The 15,741-nt window shown below is 73.1% G+C and carries 10 protein-coding genes; 4 read left to right on the top strand and 6 right to left on the bottom strand.

The window, feature by feature from the left end; genetic code table 11:
• Positions 1-18: 18 nt before the first annotated feature.
• The 3 genes from IE94_RS41560 to IE94_RS0121350 form a co-directional block, all read right to left on the bottom strand.
• On the bottom strand, positions 19-2,778 hold the full coding sequence (locus IE94_RS41560; protein ID WP_030186723.1) for an ATP-binding protein: 2,760 nt from the start codon (positions 2,776-2,778) through the stop codon (positions 19-21).
• 86 nt (positions 2,779-2,864) lie between these two features.
• Entirely contained in the window at positions 2,865-3,053 is a 189-nt protein-coding gene (locus IE94_RS0121355) for a hypothetical protein (RefSeq protein ID WP_030186722.1), read from the bottom strand.
• A gap of 151 nt (positions 3,054-3,204) precedes the next feature.
• The gene (locus IE94_RS0121350) at positions 3,205-4,224 is read right to left on the bottom strand and encodes an alpha/beta fold hydrolase (RefSeq protein WP_030186721.1); all 1,020 of its coding nucleotides are present in this window, start codon (positions 4,222-4,224) and stop codon (positions 3,205-3,207) included.
• A 182-nt stretch (positions 4,225-4,406) separates the two neighbouring features.
• On the opposite strand from IE94_RS0121350, the gene IE94_RS37235 reads away from it, so the two are divergent.
• On the top strand, positions 4,407-8,462 hold the full coding sequence (locus IE94_RS37235) for a ricin-type beta-trefoil lectin domain protein (protein WP_051777587.1): 4,056 nt from the start codon (positions 4,407-4,409) through the stop codon (positions 8,460-8,462).
• A 140-nt stretch (positions 8,463-8,602) separates the two neighbouring features.
• Positions 8,603-8,959, top strand: a complete 357-nt coding sequence (locus IE94_RS0121340) for a peptidase inhibitor family I36 protein (RefSeq protein WP_030186719.1) — start codon at positions 8,603-8,605, stop codon at positions 8,957-8,959.
• Between the two features lie 73 nt (positions 8,960-9,032).
• Here the strand turns inward: IE94_RS0121340 and IE94_RS0121335 are convergent, their stop codons facing one another.
• A complete protein-coding gene (locus IE94_RS0121335; protein WP_051777586.1) occupies positions 9,033-10,112 on the bottom strand; it encodes an LLM class flavin-dependent oxidoreductase in 1,080 nt (359 codons plus the stop codon).
• A gap of 308 nt (positions 10,113-10,420) precedes the next feature.
• Between IE94_RS0121335 and IE94_RS0121330 the strand changes: the two genes are divergently transcribed.
• Positions 10,421-10,687: a hypothetical protein gene (locus IE94_RS0121330; RefSeq protein WP_157849368.1), complete on the top strand. Its 267-nt coding sequence runs from the start codon at positions 10,421-10,423 to the stop codon at positions 10,685-10,687.
• A 140-nt stretch (positions 10,688-10,827) separates the two neighbouring features.
• Here IE94_RS0121330 and IE94_RS0121325 read toward each other — a convergent pair whose 3' ends face one another.
• On the bottom strand, positions 10,828-13,155 hold the full coding sequence (locus IE94_RS0121325; RefSeq protein WP_245235295.1) for a M4 family metallopeptidase: 2,328 nt from the start codon (positions 13,153-13,155) through the stop codon (positions 10,828-10,830).
• Between the two features lie 741 nt (positions 13,156-13,896).
• Here IE94_RS0121325 and rpmF point away from each other — a divergent pair.
• On the top strand, positions 13,897-14,070 hold the full coding sequence (rpmF, locus tag IE94_RS38250; protein WP_078606544.1) for a 50S ribosomal protein L32: 174 nt from the start codon (positions 13,897-13,899) through the stop codon (positions 14,068-14,070).
• 79 nt (positions 14,071-14,149) lie between these two features.
• On the opposite strand, the gene IE94_RS0121315 is transcribed toward rpmF, so the two are convergent.
• Complete coding sequence (locus IE94_RS0121315; protein WP_030186713.1) at positions 14,150-15,592, bottom strand: aldehyde dehydrogenase; 1,443 nt, start codon at positions 15,590-15,592, stop codon at positions 14,150-14,152.
• Between the last annotated feature and the right edge of the window lie 149 nt (positions 15,593-15,741).

Here is a 15,741-nt window from a genome sequence, read left to right as displayed (position 1 = left end):
CGTCCCCTCAGTACACGTTCAGTGCACGTTCTCCATGTCCAGGGCGTCGCGCAGGGCGGTGCGGGAGCTGATGCCGAGCTTGCGGTAGAGCTGGTAGAGGTGCGTTCCTATCGTGCGGTGGGACAGGAACAGCCGTTCGGCGATCTGCTTGTTGGTCAGTCCGGACGCCGCGAGGGTGGCGATCTGCCGTTCCTGGGGCGTCAGCGCCGTCCGGCCCGAGGTGGCCGTCCCGGCGCCCGCGCCACCGGCGCGCAGTTCGGTGCGGGCGCGGTCGGCCCAGGGGCGGGCGCCCAGTTCCTCGAACGTGTCCAGGGCCGTGAGCAGGTGGTCCCGGGCCTCCTTGGCCGCACGGCGGCGGCGCAGGCGTTCCCCGTACAGGAGGTGGACCCGGGCGGTGTCGAAGGGCCAGCGCCCGGGCTCGACGGCGGCGAGCGCACGGTCGAACAGGGGGAGGGCGGCGTCGCCGGGTGTGGTGAGGGCCTCGCAGGCCAGGGCCAGCAGGCGCAGGCGGGGTGAGAGGGCGGCCATCGCGCTGTCCTGGACGGCCCGGGCGTGTGCGGCGGCCTCGGCGTGCCGCCCGGTCCGCACGGCCGCCTCCACCAGGTCCAGGGTCCCCGCCATGGCCTGCGGCAGGTAGGGGGCCAGCGTGCCGGGCGGGGTGAGGGCGCGGGCGTGGTGCCAGGCGCTCTCCGCGTCGCCGCGGCCGAGGGCGGCCAGGCCCCGGACGTGGTCGGCGAGGGCGCGCAGGCCGTGGGCCCCCCGCGGGGCCGCCCAGCGGACGATGTCCTCGGCCAGTCGGGCGGCGGTCTCCGTGTCACCCGTGGCGGCGGCGACGAGCGCCCGCACGTACTGGAACTTGCCGGTGAAGTAGCGGTGGTTGTGCTCCTCGCACAGGGAGATCCCCTCGTCGGCCAGGTCGGTGGCCTCGTCCCACAGGCCCGCGTCGTAGTGGTCCTGGGCGAGGTGTATGAGGGCCGCGATGTGGCGGCGGGCCGGCGTGGCGCCCGCGCGGCCCTGTTCGACCAGGCGGTACGACGCCCGCCGGGAGTCGGCCAGCCGGTCGGGGTAGAACGAGCAGGTGCCGATGCGGACGATCCGGGCCGCGTCGGAGCCGATGTCGTCCAGCAGCGCGTCGAGGCGCGGCAGGGCGCCGGGACCGGTGCGCGCGGGGTCGCCGAAGGTCTGGACGCACACCCACAGCAGGTCGGGCGGCGCGGGTGTCAGCCGGTCCAGGGCCCGCAGCAGGGGCCGCCACAGGAGCGGGTCACCGCCGTACCAGCACAGCATGGTCAGTGTGAACAGGGCGTCGACTAGGGCGCCGTCGGAGGCGTCGTAGTGGTGGTCGCCGGTCTCGATCGCGCCGACCAGCAGCCGGTGCGCGGTGCCGATGTCGCCCTCGCCGTTGATCAGGAGGAAGGCGGAGGCCGCCGCCGCGTGCAGCGACCGCCGGCCGCCGGGGTCGGCCTCCCGGGCTCCCGCCAGCAGCCGCGAGGCGGCGGACAGGTCGCCGGAGTCGGCGCCTATGTAGGCCGCCTCGGCCAGCCGCCGGGCCACGTCGGCCGTGTCGGGGCTGAGTTCGGCGGCCCGGGTGAGCGCGGCGACCGCGCCGAAGGCGTCGCCGCGCCCCAGGCGCAGTCGCGCGGCGTCCTCCAGCCGGACCGCGACCGTCTCGTCGGGGTGCGCCGTGGCCTCGCCGAGGTGGTGCGCGCGGCGTTCCGGCCGGTCGCCGAGGACTCCGGCGAGGGCTTGGTGCGCCCTGCGCCGGTCGGCCGCGGTGGCCCGGAGCACCACCGCGGCGCCGATCAGCGGGTGGGCGAAGGACAGGTGCTGGGGGAACGCGCTGACCCGGACCAGCCGGTCGCGTTCGGCGGGCGCGAGGTCGTCGAGCACGGCCCGGCCGGCCGCCGCCTCCACGGTGGCGAGGTCGCCGGTGCCGTCGAGGGCGGCGAGCAGCAGCAGTTCCCGGGTCGGTGCCGGCAGGGCGCCCACCCGGGCGGCGAACAGCGCCTGGAGCCGTTCGCCTAGCGGCAGTACGGCGGGGACGGCCCGGCGCGCCTCGCGCTGGTCGCGGTCGAGCGCGGCGGGCAGTTCCACCAGGGCCAGCGGGTTGCCGCGGGCCTCGGCGACGATGCGCCGACGCACCGTCGGGGCCATGGCCGGGTGGGCGCGGGCGACGAGAGCGGCCGAGGAGGCGTCGTCCAGGGGCTGCACCCGGTACTCGGTGAGCAGGCCGGTCTCGAAGAAGCTGTCGGTGCCGGTGCGGGCGGCGGCGAGGAAGCCGACGCGCGAGCCGGCCAGCCGCCGGACCACGAAGCCGAGGACGGAGAGGGTCGCCCGGTCGAGCCACGGCAGGTCGTCGACGACGAGGCACAGCGGCTGGTCCTCGGCCATGCTGCGCAACAGCAGCAGCACCGCGGTGGAGATGAGGAGCCGGCTGGGCGGCGGACCACCGCCGACGCCCACGGCGACGCGCAGCGCGTCACGGTGACCGGCGTCCAGCCGGTCCAGGGAGTCCAGCAGCGGCAGGAGCAGCTGGTTGAGGCCGGAGTAGCCGATGTCCGTCTCGAACTCGGCGCCGCTCGCCCGCAGCACGCGGACACCGTCCTGGCCCAGTTCCGTCGCCAGCGCGTCGAGGAGGGCGGTCTTGCCCGCCCCGGCCTCCCCGGACAGCAGGAGTGCAGCGTCGGCGGTCCCGGTCAGACGGGACCGCAGGGCCGCCAGGTCCTGCGACCGTCCGATCAGCCGGGACGGGTGGCACGCGTGGCGCGGGTGGTTCATCGGCAGTGCTGTCTTCCAGGGCGTGTCGGGGGTGTGCTGTGGCTCCGTCCGGCCGCCGCGCGGAGCGAGGGGGCCGGACGGAGACGCTACAGGCCCAGGTCGAGGGCGAGGCACGAGTAGAACTTCCACGAGTTCTCGGGGTTGTAGGTGTCTCCCCCGCCCGGCGCGGATTCCACCTGCGTGGTCATGTCCTCGTAGCGGATCCGCTCGGGGAGCTTGCCGAAGCGCGCGTGCCGTACCGCCGCGTCGGCGGCGATGGCGAGTTCCTTGTTCATGGCCCTGCCCCACTTCCTCGGTCGTGGATCGCGTCCTGCTCGTCACCCGGGGCGACTGATGCCAGCATGCACCATCCTCCGTCACCAGTCAAACCGGTGACGCATGTTTCGCGGCACCCCGTGTCCCGGCACACATGTGTCCCGGCCGCCCTCACCCCATCCCGTCGGCCTCCAGGACCGCCGCGGCGAAGGCGTTCGGCCGTTCCTGGGGGAGGTTGTGACCGGCGCCCGGGACCACGTGGTGCGTCCAGGGGCCCGAGAAGTGCGCGGCGTAGCCGCTGCCGTCGGTCGGCGGCGTGACGCCGTCGGCCCCGCCGTCCAGTGTGACCGAGGGCACCGTGATCACCGGCTGGTCCAGCAGCCTGCGCTCCAGGTCCGCGTACTGCGGGGCGCCGGGGGCGGCGGCCATCCGGTGCCGGTAGCTGTGGATCACCACGTCGACGTAGTCCGGGTTCCGCCACAGCGGGGCGGTCTCGGCGAACTCGGCCTCGGTGAAGTCCCACGCGGGCGAGTTCCGGTGCCAGACCACCCGGGCGAGACCCTCCCGGTCGCGCCGCAGCCCCTCGCGTCCGCGCTCGGTGAGGAAGTAGAAGAAGTACCACAGGCCCTCCTCCACCGCCGGGGCCAGCGGCTTGTCGGCCGCGGCGAGGTTCTGGATCAGATAGCCGTTCACGGAGACCAGGCCGGCGCAGCGCTCCGGCCACAGGGCGGCGGCCACGTCACCGGCCCGGCCGCCCCAGTCGTACCCGGCGAACAGGGCCCGGGGCAGGCGCAGCGCGTCCATGAAGGCGATCAGGTCGGCGCCGAGCGCCGCCTGCTGCCCCGACCGGAAGGTCGCCGCCCGCAGGAACCGGGTCCGCCCGTGGCCGCGCAGGTAGGGGACGTAGCAACGGTAGCCGCGCGGCGCGAGTGCCGCGGCGACCTCCCGGTAGGAACCGACGGGGCTGAAGGGCCAGCCGTGCAGCAGGATCACCGGCGTGCCGCCGGCGGGCCCGGTGACGTGGTAGGCGATCTCCAGTTCCCCGGTGCGCACCCGGTACAGCGGGCCCAGGCCGGGCGCGCCCCGTCCGCCGTCGCCGGCGCTCGCGGACCCCGCGCCCGCCCCGAGGAGACCGGCGGCTCCCGTCGCCGCCGCCGTCATCGCTCCGGTCACACTCCGCCTGCTGATCATGTTCGCATCCCTACTGACACTTCGTCACCTGTCTGACAGGTGACGATAGTTGCCGTCCCGGGGGACATCTGTCAAGAGCGCACACGTTTCGACCCTCGGGCGGGGCCGCGGTGAACCCCGGGTCGTCCCGGCCACGTCGTCGCGGTGTGACCAACAGGAGACACTCCGACAGGAAGTACCCGATGCGCAGACACAGACCCGCCGTCCGGGGCGCGCTCACGGCCGGTGCCGTGACCGCCCTGGCCCTCGGGGCCCTCGCCCCGACCGCGGTGGCCGCCCCGGCGGCCACCGGCGCCACCGCGGCGGCCACCGCCGCGACGACGGCCTGGCGGGACGGCGCGTTCCAGGTGGACCGGCCCGCCGTGATCCACCGCTCCGACGTCGTCCTCGGCCGGCCGAACACCGATCCCACCGAGTCCATGCCGCTCGGCAACGGCACCCTGGGCGCCGCCGTGTGGGCCGCCGACGGCCTCACCGCCCAGCTCAACCGGGGCGACACCTTCCCGGACCGCAAATCCCCGGGCCGGGTCACCGTCCCGGGCCTGAAGAAGATCACCGAGGCCGACGACTTCACCGCCCGCCTGGACGTCTACAACGGTGTGCTCACCGAGTCCGGCGGCGGCATGACGGCGACCGTCTACACCCGCGCCGACCGCGACGAACTCGTCGTCGACGTCACCGGCGCCGACCCGAACAGCGCCCAGAGCGTCGACGGCGACCTCTGGGACGGCCGCTCGCCCTCCGCCGCGGCCTCGGGCGCGGTCGCCACTCTCGCCGAGACCTGGAAGGACGACGGGGGCGGCGGCTCCGGCGACACCTTCGGCACCCTCCTCGGCATCACCGCGGGCGGGCGCAACGTCACCACCTCCGTGACGGACGGCCACAGCGTGCGGGTCGCCTTCAACCCGGCCGCCGACGGCTCCTTCCGGGTCGTCGTCGCCGCTCCCCACTGGGCCGGCGGGGACGCGGGCGCGACCGCGGCGTCGTACCTGGGCAGTGACGCGAGCGCGTCGGTGTCCGCCCTGAAGACGCCGCACCTGGACTGGTGGCACGGCTTCTGGGACCGGGCCGGCACGATGAAGATCGAGTCGGCGGACGGCACCGGCCCGTACGTGGAGAACCTGCGTACGGTCTTCCTGTACCAGTCGGCCGCCAGCAACCGGGGTTCGCTGCCCGGTACCCAGGCCGGTGTGGCGGACCTGTTCTCCTTCACCAGGGACGAGCACGACTGGTCGCCGGAGAGCTACTGGTGGTGGAACCTGCGCATGCAGGCCGCCGCCCACCTCACCTCGGGCGTCTCGGACCTCAACACCCCGTTCTACGAGCTGTACACGTCCAACCTCGCCAACATCGAGGCGTGGACGAAGGACCACATGCCGGGCCACACCGGCGCCTGCGTCCCCGAGACCATGCGCTTCAACGGCAACGGCTACTTCGACGGCGGTCTCGGCAATGCCTCCTGCCAGGCCGGCATCACCGCGTACAACGCGCAGACCGTCTCCACCGGCGCGGAGGTCTCCCTCGCGCTGTGGCAGCAGTACCGGACCACCGGTGACCTGGACTTCCTGCGTGACAGCTACCCGCTGATGAAATCCGCCGCCCAGTTCCTGCTGTCGTACGCCACGACCGGCTCCGACGGCCTGCTGCACACCCGGGGCAACGCGCACGAGACCCAGTGGGGCGTGCAGGACCCGGTCACGGACAGCGCCGCCATGCAGGCGCTGTTCCCGGTGGTCGCCGCGGCGGCCAAGAAGCTCGGCACGGACACCGACCTCCAGTCGCAGCTCACCGCCGCGCTGGCCAAGGTGCCCCCGCTGCCGCGCACGGACGCCGCCACCCACACCAAGGTGCTCACCCCCTCCGCGGACGGCACCGGCGAGGACGTCATCGCCCTCTCCGGGGAACCGGCCGCCGAGACGCACAACTCCGAGAACCTGGACCTGGAGCCGGTCTGGCCCTACGGCCTGATCGGTGACACCGGCACGCTGCACGACCTCGCGGTGCGCACCTTCGACAACCGCCGCTGGCCCAACGACGCCAACTGGAGCTTCGACGCGCTCCAGGCGGCCCGACTGGGCAAGGCCGACGCGGTGAAGGCGGGGCTGCTGTTCAACGTCACCAACCAGCTCTACCCCTCCGGTCTGACCAGCAACAACAACGTGCTGACCGGCCGTGAGCCGTACAGCGAGACGACCGGTGTGATCGCCGCCGGCGTCAACGAGGCGCTGGTGCAGGACTACGACGACGTGCTGCGCATCGCCCCGGCGGTCCCCTCCGACTGGGACGTGGACGGCACGGTGACCGTGCACGACAACGCCAAGGTGGACGTGCAGACCCGGGGCGGCGTCCCGGTCGGCGCCGTGCTGGAGGCCGGGTCCACGGCCGACTTCACCACCCGCAACCCCTGGCCCGGCCAGTCGGCCGGTGTCGTGGACGCGGCGGACGGCTCGACGGTCGTGGCGTACTCCACGGCCGCGCAGTTCACCATCCCTGCCAAGGCCGGGCACGACTACCTCATCCAGCGGCAGTCCACGCCCGTCGGCTCGCTGCCGTACGAGAAGATCGGCGGCAGGGCGGCCGAGCTGCCCAGGCACCTGTTCAAGACGCAGATCGGGCTCGACTTCCCCGCCTCCCCCGCTCCGGCGGGTCCGGTCGGGACGCTCGGCGCGGTCGGTGGGACGTGTGTCTCGCACGCCCCGGGTCTCGCCCATGGCACGGCGGTGCAGACCGCCACGTGTGACGGCGGCGCCTCCCAGGTGTGGATCGCGGGCCGGGACGGTTCGCTGTGGGTGCAGGGCCAGTGCGCGATGCCCGCCAAGAAGAGCGGGGCCACCGGCACCGCCCTGGTGCTGGCGGCGTGCGACGGCTCCACCGCCCAGCAGTGGAAGACCGGCACGAACGGCTCCCTGGTCAACCAGGCGTCCGGCCTGTGCGCGGAGGTCAAGGGCTCCTCGACCACCCCCGGCACCGCCCTGGCGACCGCCACCTGCGCCACGGCCACCACCGGGCAGCGGTTCACCCCGCCCACCACCCCCGCCGGTCCGCAGGGCCACCTCACCGGCATCGGCGGCATGTGCGCCGACAGCGAGGGGGACAGCCAGACGCCGGGCACCCCGCTCGTGCTGGACAACTGCTCCTCCGCCGACTCCCAGCAGTGGAAGGTCGCCTCCGACGGCACGCTGCGGGTGTTCGACTCGCGGTGCATGACACCCGAGGGCGGCGGCACGGGCGACAACGGCACCCCGCTCGTGCTGGAGATCTGTGACGGCTCCGCCGCGCAGCAGTGGCACGCGGGCGCTGACGGCGGGGTCGTCAACGACCTGTCCGGCCGGTGCCTGGACGTCAAGGACACCGTCGCCGAGGCCGGCGCGGTCCTGTGGCTGTGGAACTGCGGTCCGGTGACCGACGGCAAGGTGTGGCACCTGCCCGTCCAGCAGCGCCAGGACCCGACGGGCCGGATCTCCGGCTACGGCGGCAAGTGCGCCGACCTCTCCGGGTCGGGCTCCACCAGCGCCGCCGGTACCCAGGTGCAGCTCAACACCTGCGGCACGGGGACCTCCCAGAAGTGGACGGTCGCCACCGACGGCACGGTGCGCGTGCTCGGCAAGTGCATGGCGCTGAAGTCCGGCGCCACCGCGGACGGCACCCGGGCCGTCCTCGCCGACTGCGACGCATCCTCCACCGCCCAGCAGTGGACGTGGGCCGCCAACCGCGGCCTGGTCTCCAAGAAGTCGGGCACCTGCCTCGACGCCACCGGCCCCAGCTCCGCCAACGGCACCCCGTTGCAGATCTGGGCCTGCGCCTACTCGGACAACCAGCGCTGGCAGCTGCCCGCCGGGGTGCCGACCGGTCACCTCACCGGCCTCGGCGCCAAGTGCGCCGACCTGGCCGGATCCGGCTCGACCAACGCCGCCGGTACGGCGGTCCAGCTGAACACCTGCGGCACGGGCATCTCCCAGGACTGGTCCGTCGCCGCCGACGGCACCGTGCAGGTCCTCGGCGACTGCATGGGCGTGGCGAACAACGCCACGGCCAGCGGCACGGCGGTCACACTCCAGGTGTGCGACGGGAGCAACGGGCAGAAGTGGAAGGCGGGCGCCGACGGCAGCCTCGTCAACACCCTGTCCGGCCGGTGCCTGGACGCCACGGACGCCAGCTCGGCCAACGGCACCAAGCTCCAGATCTGGACCTGTGGCGGCTCCACGCAGCAGAAGTGGAACCTGCCCGCGTCCGCCTGACACGTGTGTCGGTGGCCGGTTCCGCTCTTCCCCAACATGGTTGAAGGTGCAAGAATCTTGAGCGGCCGGCCACACACGATCGAACCAGTCGCGCCGCCGCCTCCCCCGGGCGGCGGCGCATCCGAGAAAGGGTGGGTCGTATGTTCTCCCCCAAGACGAAGTTCCGCACCGCAGCCGTCGTCGCGACCGCCGCCGCGGCCCTGACCGGCCTCGGCGCGGGGACGGCGAGCGCCGGCGACTGGCCTGTGCTGCAAGAGGGCGCTTACCTCTACTCGGGCACCGGCGGTACGGGTGCCGTCACCGAGGTCGACCTCGGTGACTACGGCACCTGCCACACCCTGTCCCAGTCGGCCAAGTCGATCCAGGTCGCCAACGGGTCGGCGTCCGTCGTGGTGTACAGCGGCGCCGGCTGCACCGGCTCGGCGTGGGCCAGCGGCTCGCTGGCGCAGTCGGACCTCCCGGTCCCGGCACTGAGCTACCGCGTGGTTCCCGCCTGACCCGTCGGCCGGAGCACTGACGGCCGTGGCCCGGCCGGGGACAGGCGTCCCCGGCCGGGCCACTTCGGCGAGGTCAGTCGCCCAGCTCGCCGTCCAGGGCGAACTCGTCCGCCACCAGCGCGAGGGAGCGCATGCGGACCGGGAAGTCGTGGATCATCGACACGAGCATCAACTCGTCGGCCCCGGTGCTCGCCTGCAACCGCGTCAGCCCGTCCCGCACCCGGTCGGGCGTGCCGTGGACCGCGGACTCCAGCAGCAACTCGGCAATCCGGCGCTCCTCCTCGGTGTACGGGTAGAGCGCCGCCGTCTCGGGGGAGGGCAACGGGGACTGCCTGCCCTGCCGGGCGAGGGTCAGCATCAGCGGACGCGACCGGGCCTGGGCCAGGGCCTCGGCCTCCGTGTCGGCGCAGACGACGTTGACGGAGACCATCAGGTACGGCTCGCGCAGCCTCTCGGAGGGGCGGAACTCCTCGCGGTAGACCGAGACCGCCTCGGGGACCTGCGCCGCGTTGATGTGGTGGGCGGCGACGAACGGCAGACCGAGCCGCGCGGCCACCCTGGCCCCCGTCGTACCGGACCCGAGCATCCACACCGGCAGGCCGGACGCGGCGGGCACCACGTACACGTGGTCGCGGCGGTAGGGGTGGCCGTCGGGGAAGCCGTCCCCGGCCTCCCCCAGGAAGCCCAGTACCTCCCTCACCTGCTCCTCGAACGCCTCCGGCCCGGGGTCCTCGGCCGCCCGGCGCAGCGCCTGGGCGATCGTGGTCAGACCGCCGGGCTTGCGGCCCATGCCGAGGTCGATGCGGCCGGGGTACAGGGTGTCGAGCAGTCCGAACTGCTCGGCGACCACCAGGGGCGCGTGGTTGCTCAGCATGACGCCGCCCGAACCGAGCCGGATCCGGCTGGTGAGCCCGGCGAGATGGGCGAGCAGCACCGCCGGGGCCGGACTGGCCGACGACGGGAAGCTGTGGTGCTCCGCGACCCAGAACCGCCGGTATCCCCGGCGCTCCGCCTCCTGTGCGACGGCGGCGGTCTGCGCCAGGGCCTCGGCGGCGTCGGTCTTCTCCCCCACCACCGACAGGTCGAGCACCGACAGGGGGGCCGGAGCGGTGCCGTGCACCCTGGAGCCCGTGGACATCACCGTGTCTGCCATCCGTCACCTCTGCTACTGGACCTACGTGTGGGCGCGCGAGTCCGCCTGACCCGCACCGAGGGGAGCCTGGGGCCCGGCCGAGCGGTCGCCGCTTCCCGCATACTCCCTCCACGAGCCGAAGGCGCCGGCGCGTTCACACGGGCCCGGACGCTCAGGGTCGCGGACGCCGGGGTGACGGTCCGGTCGTCCGGGTCCGGGGAGGGAGCCGGAGCGTCGGGGCGGCCGTAGGCGCCCTACCACCGGATCGCGGCGCGTTCGCGGGCGAGGGCGGCGTCCCGCTGCCGTCGTCGACCCCGAGGTGATGGGCGTTGGCCTGGTTGCCTCCCCGGACGATGATCCTGCTCGCGGCGGTGACGTCGAGGCAGGCAGGCATCGCGCCCGCGGCCCGCCTGGACCGCAGGGCCCTGCGCACCACCGCGTCGAACCCTTCGAGGTCGGCGGTGCAGAAGTCGCTGACGGCCGGCTCCGTCGTCCCCCGTGCCCGGGTCCCAGTTGCGGGCCGGTTCCAGCAGCGACTCCCGCAGATGTCGGCGAGGCGGACCAGGACGTCCGACTGGCCGTGGAAGTGGGCGTAGAACGTCGCCCGGGAGACGCCCACCTGCCGCCCTCTCCGCCCTCACCTATCAGCCAAAGTCGTCGTCCACACGGGTCCGGTCAGACGTGTGCCCGCACCGGGAGCCTCGGCGCGGGCACACGCGTGCGCGGTCCGGGCGGGTCAGAAGGTCAGGCTCCAGCGGTCCAGGTATCCGCCCTCACTGGGCGCGATGCCGGGCGCGGCCGGCGTGTAGTCGGTGACCCTCAGCTTCCACACCCCGTTCGCCGCGACGGCGGAGGCGTCCACCGTGAACGTGTCGTGCAGCTCCGTTCCCGTGTCCCAGCGGAAGTCCTTGACCAGCAGGACCGTGCCGTCCGGGGCGACGAGCTGGATCACCTGGGCGCCGATGAAGGTGTGCACGAGGTCCACGGAGACCTTCAGACCGGCCGGGGCGGCGCCGGTGCGGCCGGTGACCGTCAGCGGGGTCTCGACGCTCTTCCAGGCCGCGTAGTCGTGGCGGTCGGGGTCGACGAAGAAGTCGCCGCCGGACTGCACCACGGTCCAGTCGAAGGAGTAACGGCGCTGTTCGGCAGCCGAGTTGGTGAAGGTGATCGTCGTCGGGAAGGTGCCCGCGGCACTGGGAGTGCCGGAGATCAGGCCGGTGGTCGCGTCGATGGCCAGACCGGTCGGCAGTCCGCTCGCGGCGTAGGTGACGGGACCGGGCCGGGTGGAGATGGCGGAGACGGTCCGGGTGACCTGCTGGCCGACGGCCGCGTCGCGGGTCGACAGCGAGGTGATGGCGATGTGGTTCACGAAGCGCGGGCCGACGTTGACGGCCGCCCAGGCGTTGGCCACGGACTCGTAGGCGGCACTGTCGGTGCCGAACAGGTCGGTGGCCGCCTGGAGGGTGGCGGTGCGGGCGTCGGCGTAGTCGGTGGTGCTGGTCATGTAGTGGGTCAGGGCCCGGTACCAGACGTTGGTGGCCTGGTGCAGGCCGATGCCGGGGACGGGGAGGCCGTCGTAGGTGGGGCTGTCGTAGTCCACGCCGCGGATGTTCTTGTGCCCGCTGCCCTCGGCGAGGAGGTAGAAGAAGTGGTTGGCGACCCCGGCGCCGAAGTGGGGGTCGATCAGGTGGGTCCGGGGAGTCCAGTAGTCCTGCGAGGTGCCCTTCTCGGAGGCGTCCTTGGAGGGCTGGTCCATGTAGCGCAGGGGCTTGCCGGTGCCCCGGACGTCGGCGAGTTCGCCGATCGTGTAGTCGGGGACGTCGTCGTGGTCGTGGGCGGAGAACTCCACGGCGGTGGCCATGATGTCGCTGGTCGCCTCGTTGAGGGCGCCCGACTCGCCGGTCTCCAGCAGGCCGGCGGTGGCGGCGGTGACGCCGTGGGTCATCTCGTGGGCGGCGATGTCGAGTTCGGTGAGCGGGTGCCGGTTGTCCAGGCCGTCGCCGTAGGTCATGCAGAAGCAGCTGTCCAGCCAGTAGGCGTTGGCCAGCCCCGCCACGTGCACGCGGGAGACGGCTCCCACGCCGTCGTCCGCTATGCCGTTGCGGCCGAACCGGTCGTGGTAGAAGTCCCAGGTCGTGGCCGCGCCGTAGGCGGCGTCGACGGCGGCGGTCTGCGGGTTGTCGGCGGTGCCGTCGCCCCACTGGTCGTCGGCGTCGGTGAACAGCACGCCCGAGCCGCCGTTGGTGACGTCCCGGACGCTGTTGCCGCCGTGCTGCGGGTCGACCAACTGGTAGGTGCCGTCCACGCGTTGGGTGCCGAGCCGGACGGTCCCGCTGTACTGGCTGTCGCCGGTGCCGGAGTTCACCTCGTCGTAGGCGGCGAGGCGGGCGCCGCTCGCCGCGTCGAGGACGACGTGCAGGCGGCTGGGGGTGCCGTCCGCCCGAGAGCCGGTGACAACGTTGTCCCAGGCGAGGCGCGGGGTACCGGACACGGCCCAGACGACGCGTCGGGCGGCGCCGGCGGCGGCACGGGCGACGTGCAGGTCCTTGACCTCGGCAAGGGCCCGGCTCCTGGCGCGGGCCGCGCCGAACCCGTCGTGGACGGCGGGAACGGACAGCGGGGCGTCGAGCGAGTCGTCGATGCTCCGGCCGCCCGTCGCCCCCGCGTGCACGATCAGGTCGCCGCCCTCGACGGGCATCCCGGCCCAGGTGCGCCGGTAGCGGGTATGGACGGTGCCGTCGGTGTCCTTCAGGACGTCCGCGGCGACCAGGTCCTCCTGGGCACCGGCGCGCAGTGCGCGGCGGACGTCGGCGCGGTCCTCGTCGGCGCGGGCCAGCAGTCGCCGGCGTCCGTCGGAGGTCAGGGCGACCGCCTCGGCGCCGGACCGGGCGCGGGCCTCGACGAGCGGGGGCGCGGGGGTGTCGGCGGCCTGGCGCGTGGACGCGGCGGCCGGCGGGGCGGGGGCGGGCGTGGGGGCCGGCGCGGCGAGGGCGGGGGTGGCGGAGGCGGACAGGGTGAGCGCGCTCAGGGCCGTCGCCAGGACGGTGGCGGTCAGGACGGGCACAGCGCGGGAGCCGACGGGTCTGGTCCGTCCTGCCGATGGCGCCGACCGGTCCGCGCGCGGGGCGCGCCGGGGTGAGGCGGTGAAGGGGAACATGGCTCTCCTGACTCGAAAACCGAGGAGTGGCGGACGCTGCGGCATCGGAGCACCCGGTGGGGGGTGAGGGGAGGTGTGAACACAAACGACGGGATCGTCGCAGGTCCCGCTCCCGGTGTCAGCATCCCGGTGATCGGTGTTCGCATTCCGGCCATGAGCGGGTCACGTCCCGGTGGCCATGTCCGGTCGGTCCACAAGCGCTTTTACGTGGCTGAAATCTTCGGCCGGGAAACGACTTTGGCTGATTCTCGTCATCGCGGCCGGTAGTCGTCGAGGACGGTGGCGCCGGTGCACACACACCTGTGCCGACGAGGCACTGCGTTGCACCGCGGCCCCGGCGGTTGCTAGCCTCCTCGGCGTGCTGATCGAAGTCGACAGAGCCTAGCCTGAGCCCACCGCCCCCGGTCCGGCCCAGGCCCCTGGGACGTACCCGCCGAAGTCCCGCACTCCGGCACGGCGAAAGCGCGCTCACCTCGCCCTCTTCCAAGGCTCCGACCTTCACGGCCCTTCACCGCGCCGAGCACACACCCCCACCACGTCAGCGCACACCCGTGTGTCCTGTCTGTGCGCACCCGTCCGCCGGACCGTGCCGTGCCCCCACACCGGTCGGAGCGATGCCACACGTCATACGGAAACGGAAACACCGCCATGATGAACAGGAAGTCCCGTTCTCGGGTACGTCACCGCCGAGCCCACTGGAAGGCGACCGTGCCCCTGCTGGTGAAGTGCCCCAACGCGGCCTGCGGGCTGCCGACCCCGCCCCACGCCGCCTGCGCCCACTGCGGGATGTACAAGGGCCGTCAGGTACTGCCGCCGTCCTGACCCGCGGTCGCCGGACGTCTCGCCGGGTCCGCGCACACCTGCGGCGCGGACCCGGCCCACCGGTGTCCCGGCCCCGAGGTCAGACGGTGATCGTCTTGTACTCGGTGTAGGTGCCGAGGCCGACGGCGCCGTACTCGCGGCCGATGCCGCTGGCCTTGAACCCGCCGAACGGGCCGTCGAAGGCGATCGGGGCTCCGTTGACCGTGACGGTGCCGGTGCGCACGCGGCGGGCGACGGTGAGCGCGTGCTCCTCGTCGGCGGACCAGACGCCGCCGGACAGGCCGTACTCGGAGTCGTTGGCGATGCGGACCGCGTCGTCCTCGTCGTCGTAGGCGATGACGACCAGGACCGGGCCGAAGATCTCCTCCTGCGCGATCCGCATGGAGTTGCTGACGTCGGCGAAGAGGGTGGGGGTGACGTAGTTGCCCTTCTCCAGGCCCTCCGGGATCTGCGGGCCGCCGGTGACCAGCCGGGCGCCCTCCTCGATGCCGAGCCGGATGTAGTTGATCACCCGCTGCTGCTGGTCGGGGCGGATCATCGGGCCGATGAAGGTGTCGGGGTCGTCGGGGTCGCCGACCTTCAGCGACTCCATCAGCTCCTTCAGACCGGCGACGACCTCCTGGTACCGGCCGCGCGGGGCGAGGATGCGGGTCTGGGCGATGCAGGACTCGGCGTTGTTCAGCAGGGAGCCGAACTTGACGCCCGCGACGGCCTTGTCGATGTCGGCGTCGGGGAGGATGATCGCGGCGGACTTGCCGCCCAGCTCCAGGCTGACCCGCTTGAGCTGCTCGCCCGCGAGGGAGGCGATGCGGCGGCCGGCGCGGGTGGACCCGGTGAAGGCGATCTTGTCGACGCCCGGGTGCCCGACCAGGTACTCGCTGGTCTCGCGGTCGGCGGGCAGGACGCTGACGACGCCCTCGGGCAGGCCCACCCGCTCCAGCAGCTCGGCGAGGAAGCCCATGCTCGGGGAGTTCTCCGGGGAGACCTTGAGGACCACGGAGTTGCCGGCCACCAGCGCCGGGATGATCTTCGAGGTGGCGGAGGAGAAGGGCGAGTTCCACGGGATGACCGCGGCCACCACACCGATCGCCTCACGGCGCACCACGCTGCGCACGGGGGATGCCGGGTCCGACGGGGCGAAGGTCTCCTCCCAGCCGAACTCCTCCGCGGCCTTCAGGTAGGCGTTGGCCTGCCGGGTGAGGCCGGACTGGCCGGCGCGGGTGAACCAGCCGGCCGAGCCGTTCTCCAGGGTGATCAGGGCGGCGATCTTCTCCGCGTTCTCCTCGCGCAGCGCGTTGAACCGGCGCAGCAGCGCGATCCGCTCGGCCGGCGGGGTGAGCCGCCACCCGCCCTCGTCGAAGGACTTCCGGGCCGCGGCGACCGCACGGTCGATGTCGGCGGGCTGCGCCTGGGCGGCGCGGGCGATCACCGACCGGTCGTGCGGGGAGGTGATGTCCAGCAGCTCGGCGTCGCTGGGCTCGACCCAGGAGCCGCCGATGAAAAGCCGGTCGTAGGTGATCATGTGCTTTCTCTCTTCCGTCTTCCGTGCACTCAGCCTGTTCGGACCAGGACTCTATCTAACTGCCACTTCAATGTAGCACTTGCTTGAGTTAGATGCACATAAATGCCGCTGAATGTCTATCCATCTTCCCCACCAGCGATACTCTTGAG

The organism is Streptomyces violaceorubidus, from assembly GCF_000717995.1.
GTDB lineage: Bacteria > Actinomycetota > Actinomycetes > Streptomycetales > Streptomycetaceae > Streptomyces > Streptomyces violaceorubidus.
The sequence above is the reverse complement of the archived record's forward strand: the minus strand, read 5'-3'. Positions and strand labels throughout refer to the sequence as shown.

Excerpts from the sequence above, each read along its gene's own strand:
- IE94_RS41560 (WP_030186723.1), bottom strand. The coding sequence starts at position 2,778 with ATGAACCACCCGCGCCACGCGTGCCACCCGTCCCGGCTGATCGGACGG.
- IE94_RS0121355 (WP_030186722.1), bottom strand. The coding sequence starts at position 3,053 with ATGAACAAGGAACTCGCCATCGCCGCCGACGCGGCGGTACGGCACGCG.
- IE94_RS0121350 (WP_030186721.1), bottom strand. The coding sequence starts at position 4,224 with ATGATCAGCAGGCGGAGTGTGACCGGAGCGATGACGGCGGCGGCGACG.
- IE94_RS37235 (WP_051777587.1), top strand. The coding sequence starts at position 4,407 with ATGCGCAGACACAGACCCGCCGTCCGGGGCGCGCTCACGGCCGGTGCC.
- IE94_RS0121340 (WP_030186719.1), top strand. The coding sequence starts at position 8,603 with ATGTTCTCCCCCAAGACGAAGTTCCGCACCGCAGCCGTCGTCGCGACC.
- IE94_RS0121335 (WP_051777586.1), bottom strand. The coding sequence starts at position 10,112 with ATGGCAGACACGGTGATGTCCACGGGCTCCAGGGTGCACGGCACCGCT.
- rpmF (WP_078606544.1), top strand. The coding sequence starts at position 13,897 with ATGATGAACAGGAAGTCCCGTTCTCGGGTACGTCACCGCCGAGCCCAC.
- IE94_RS0121315 (WP_030186713.1), bottom strand. The coding sequence starts at position 15,592 with ATGATCACCTACGACCGGCTTTTCATCGGCGGCTCCTGGGTCGAGCCC.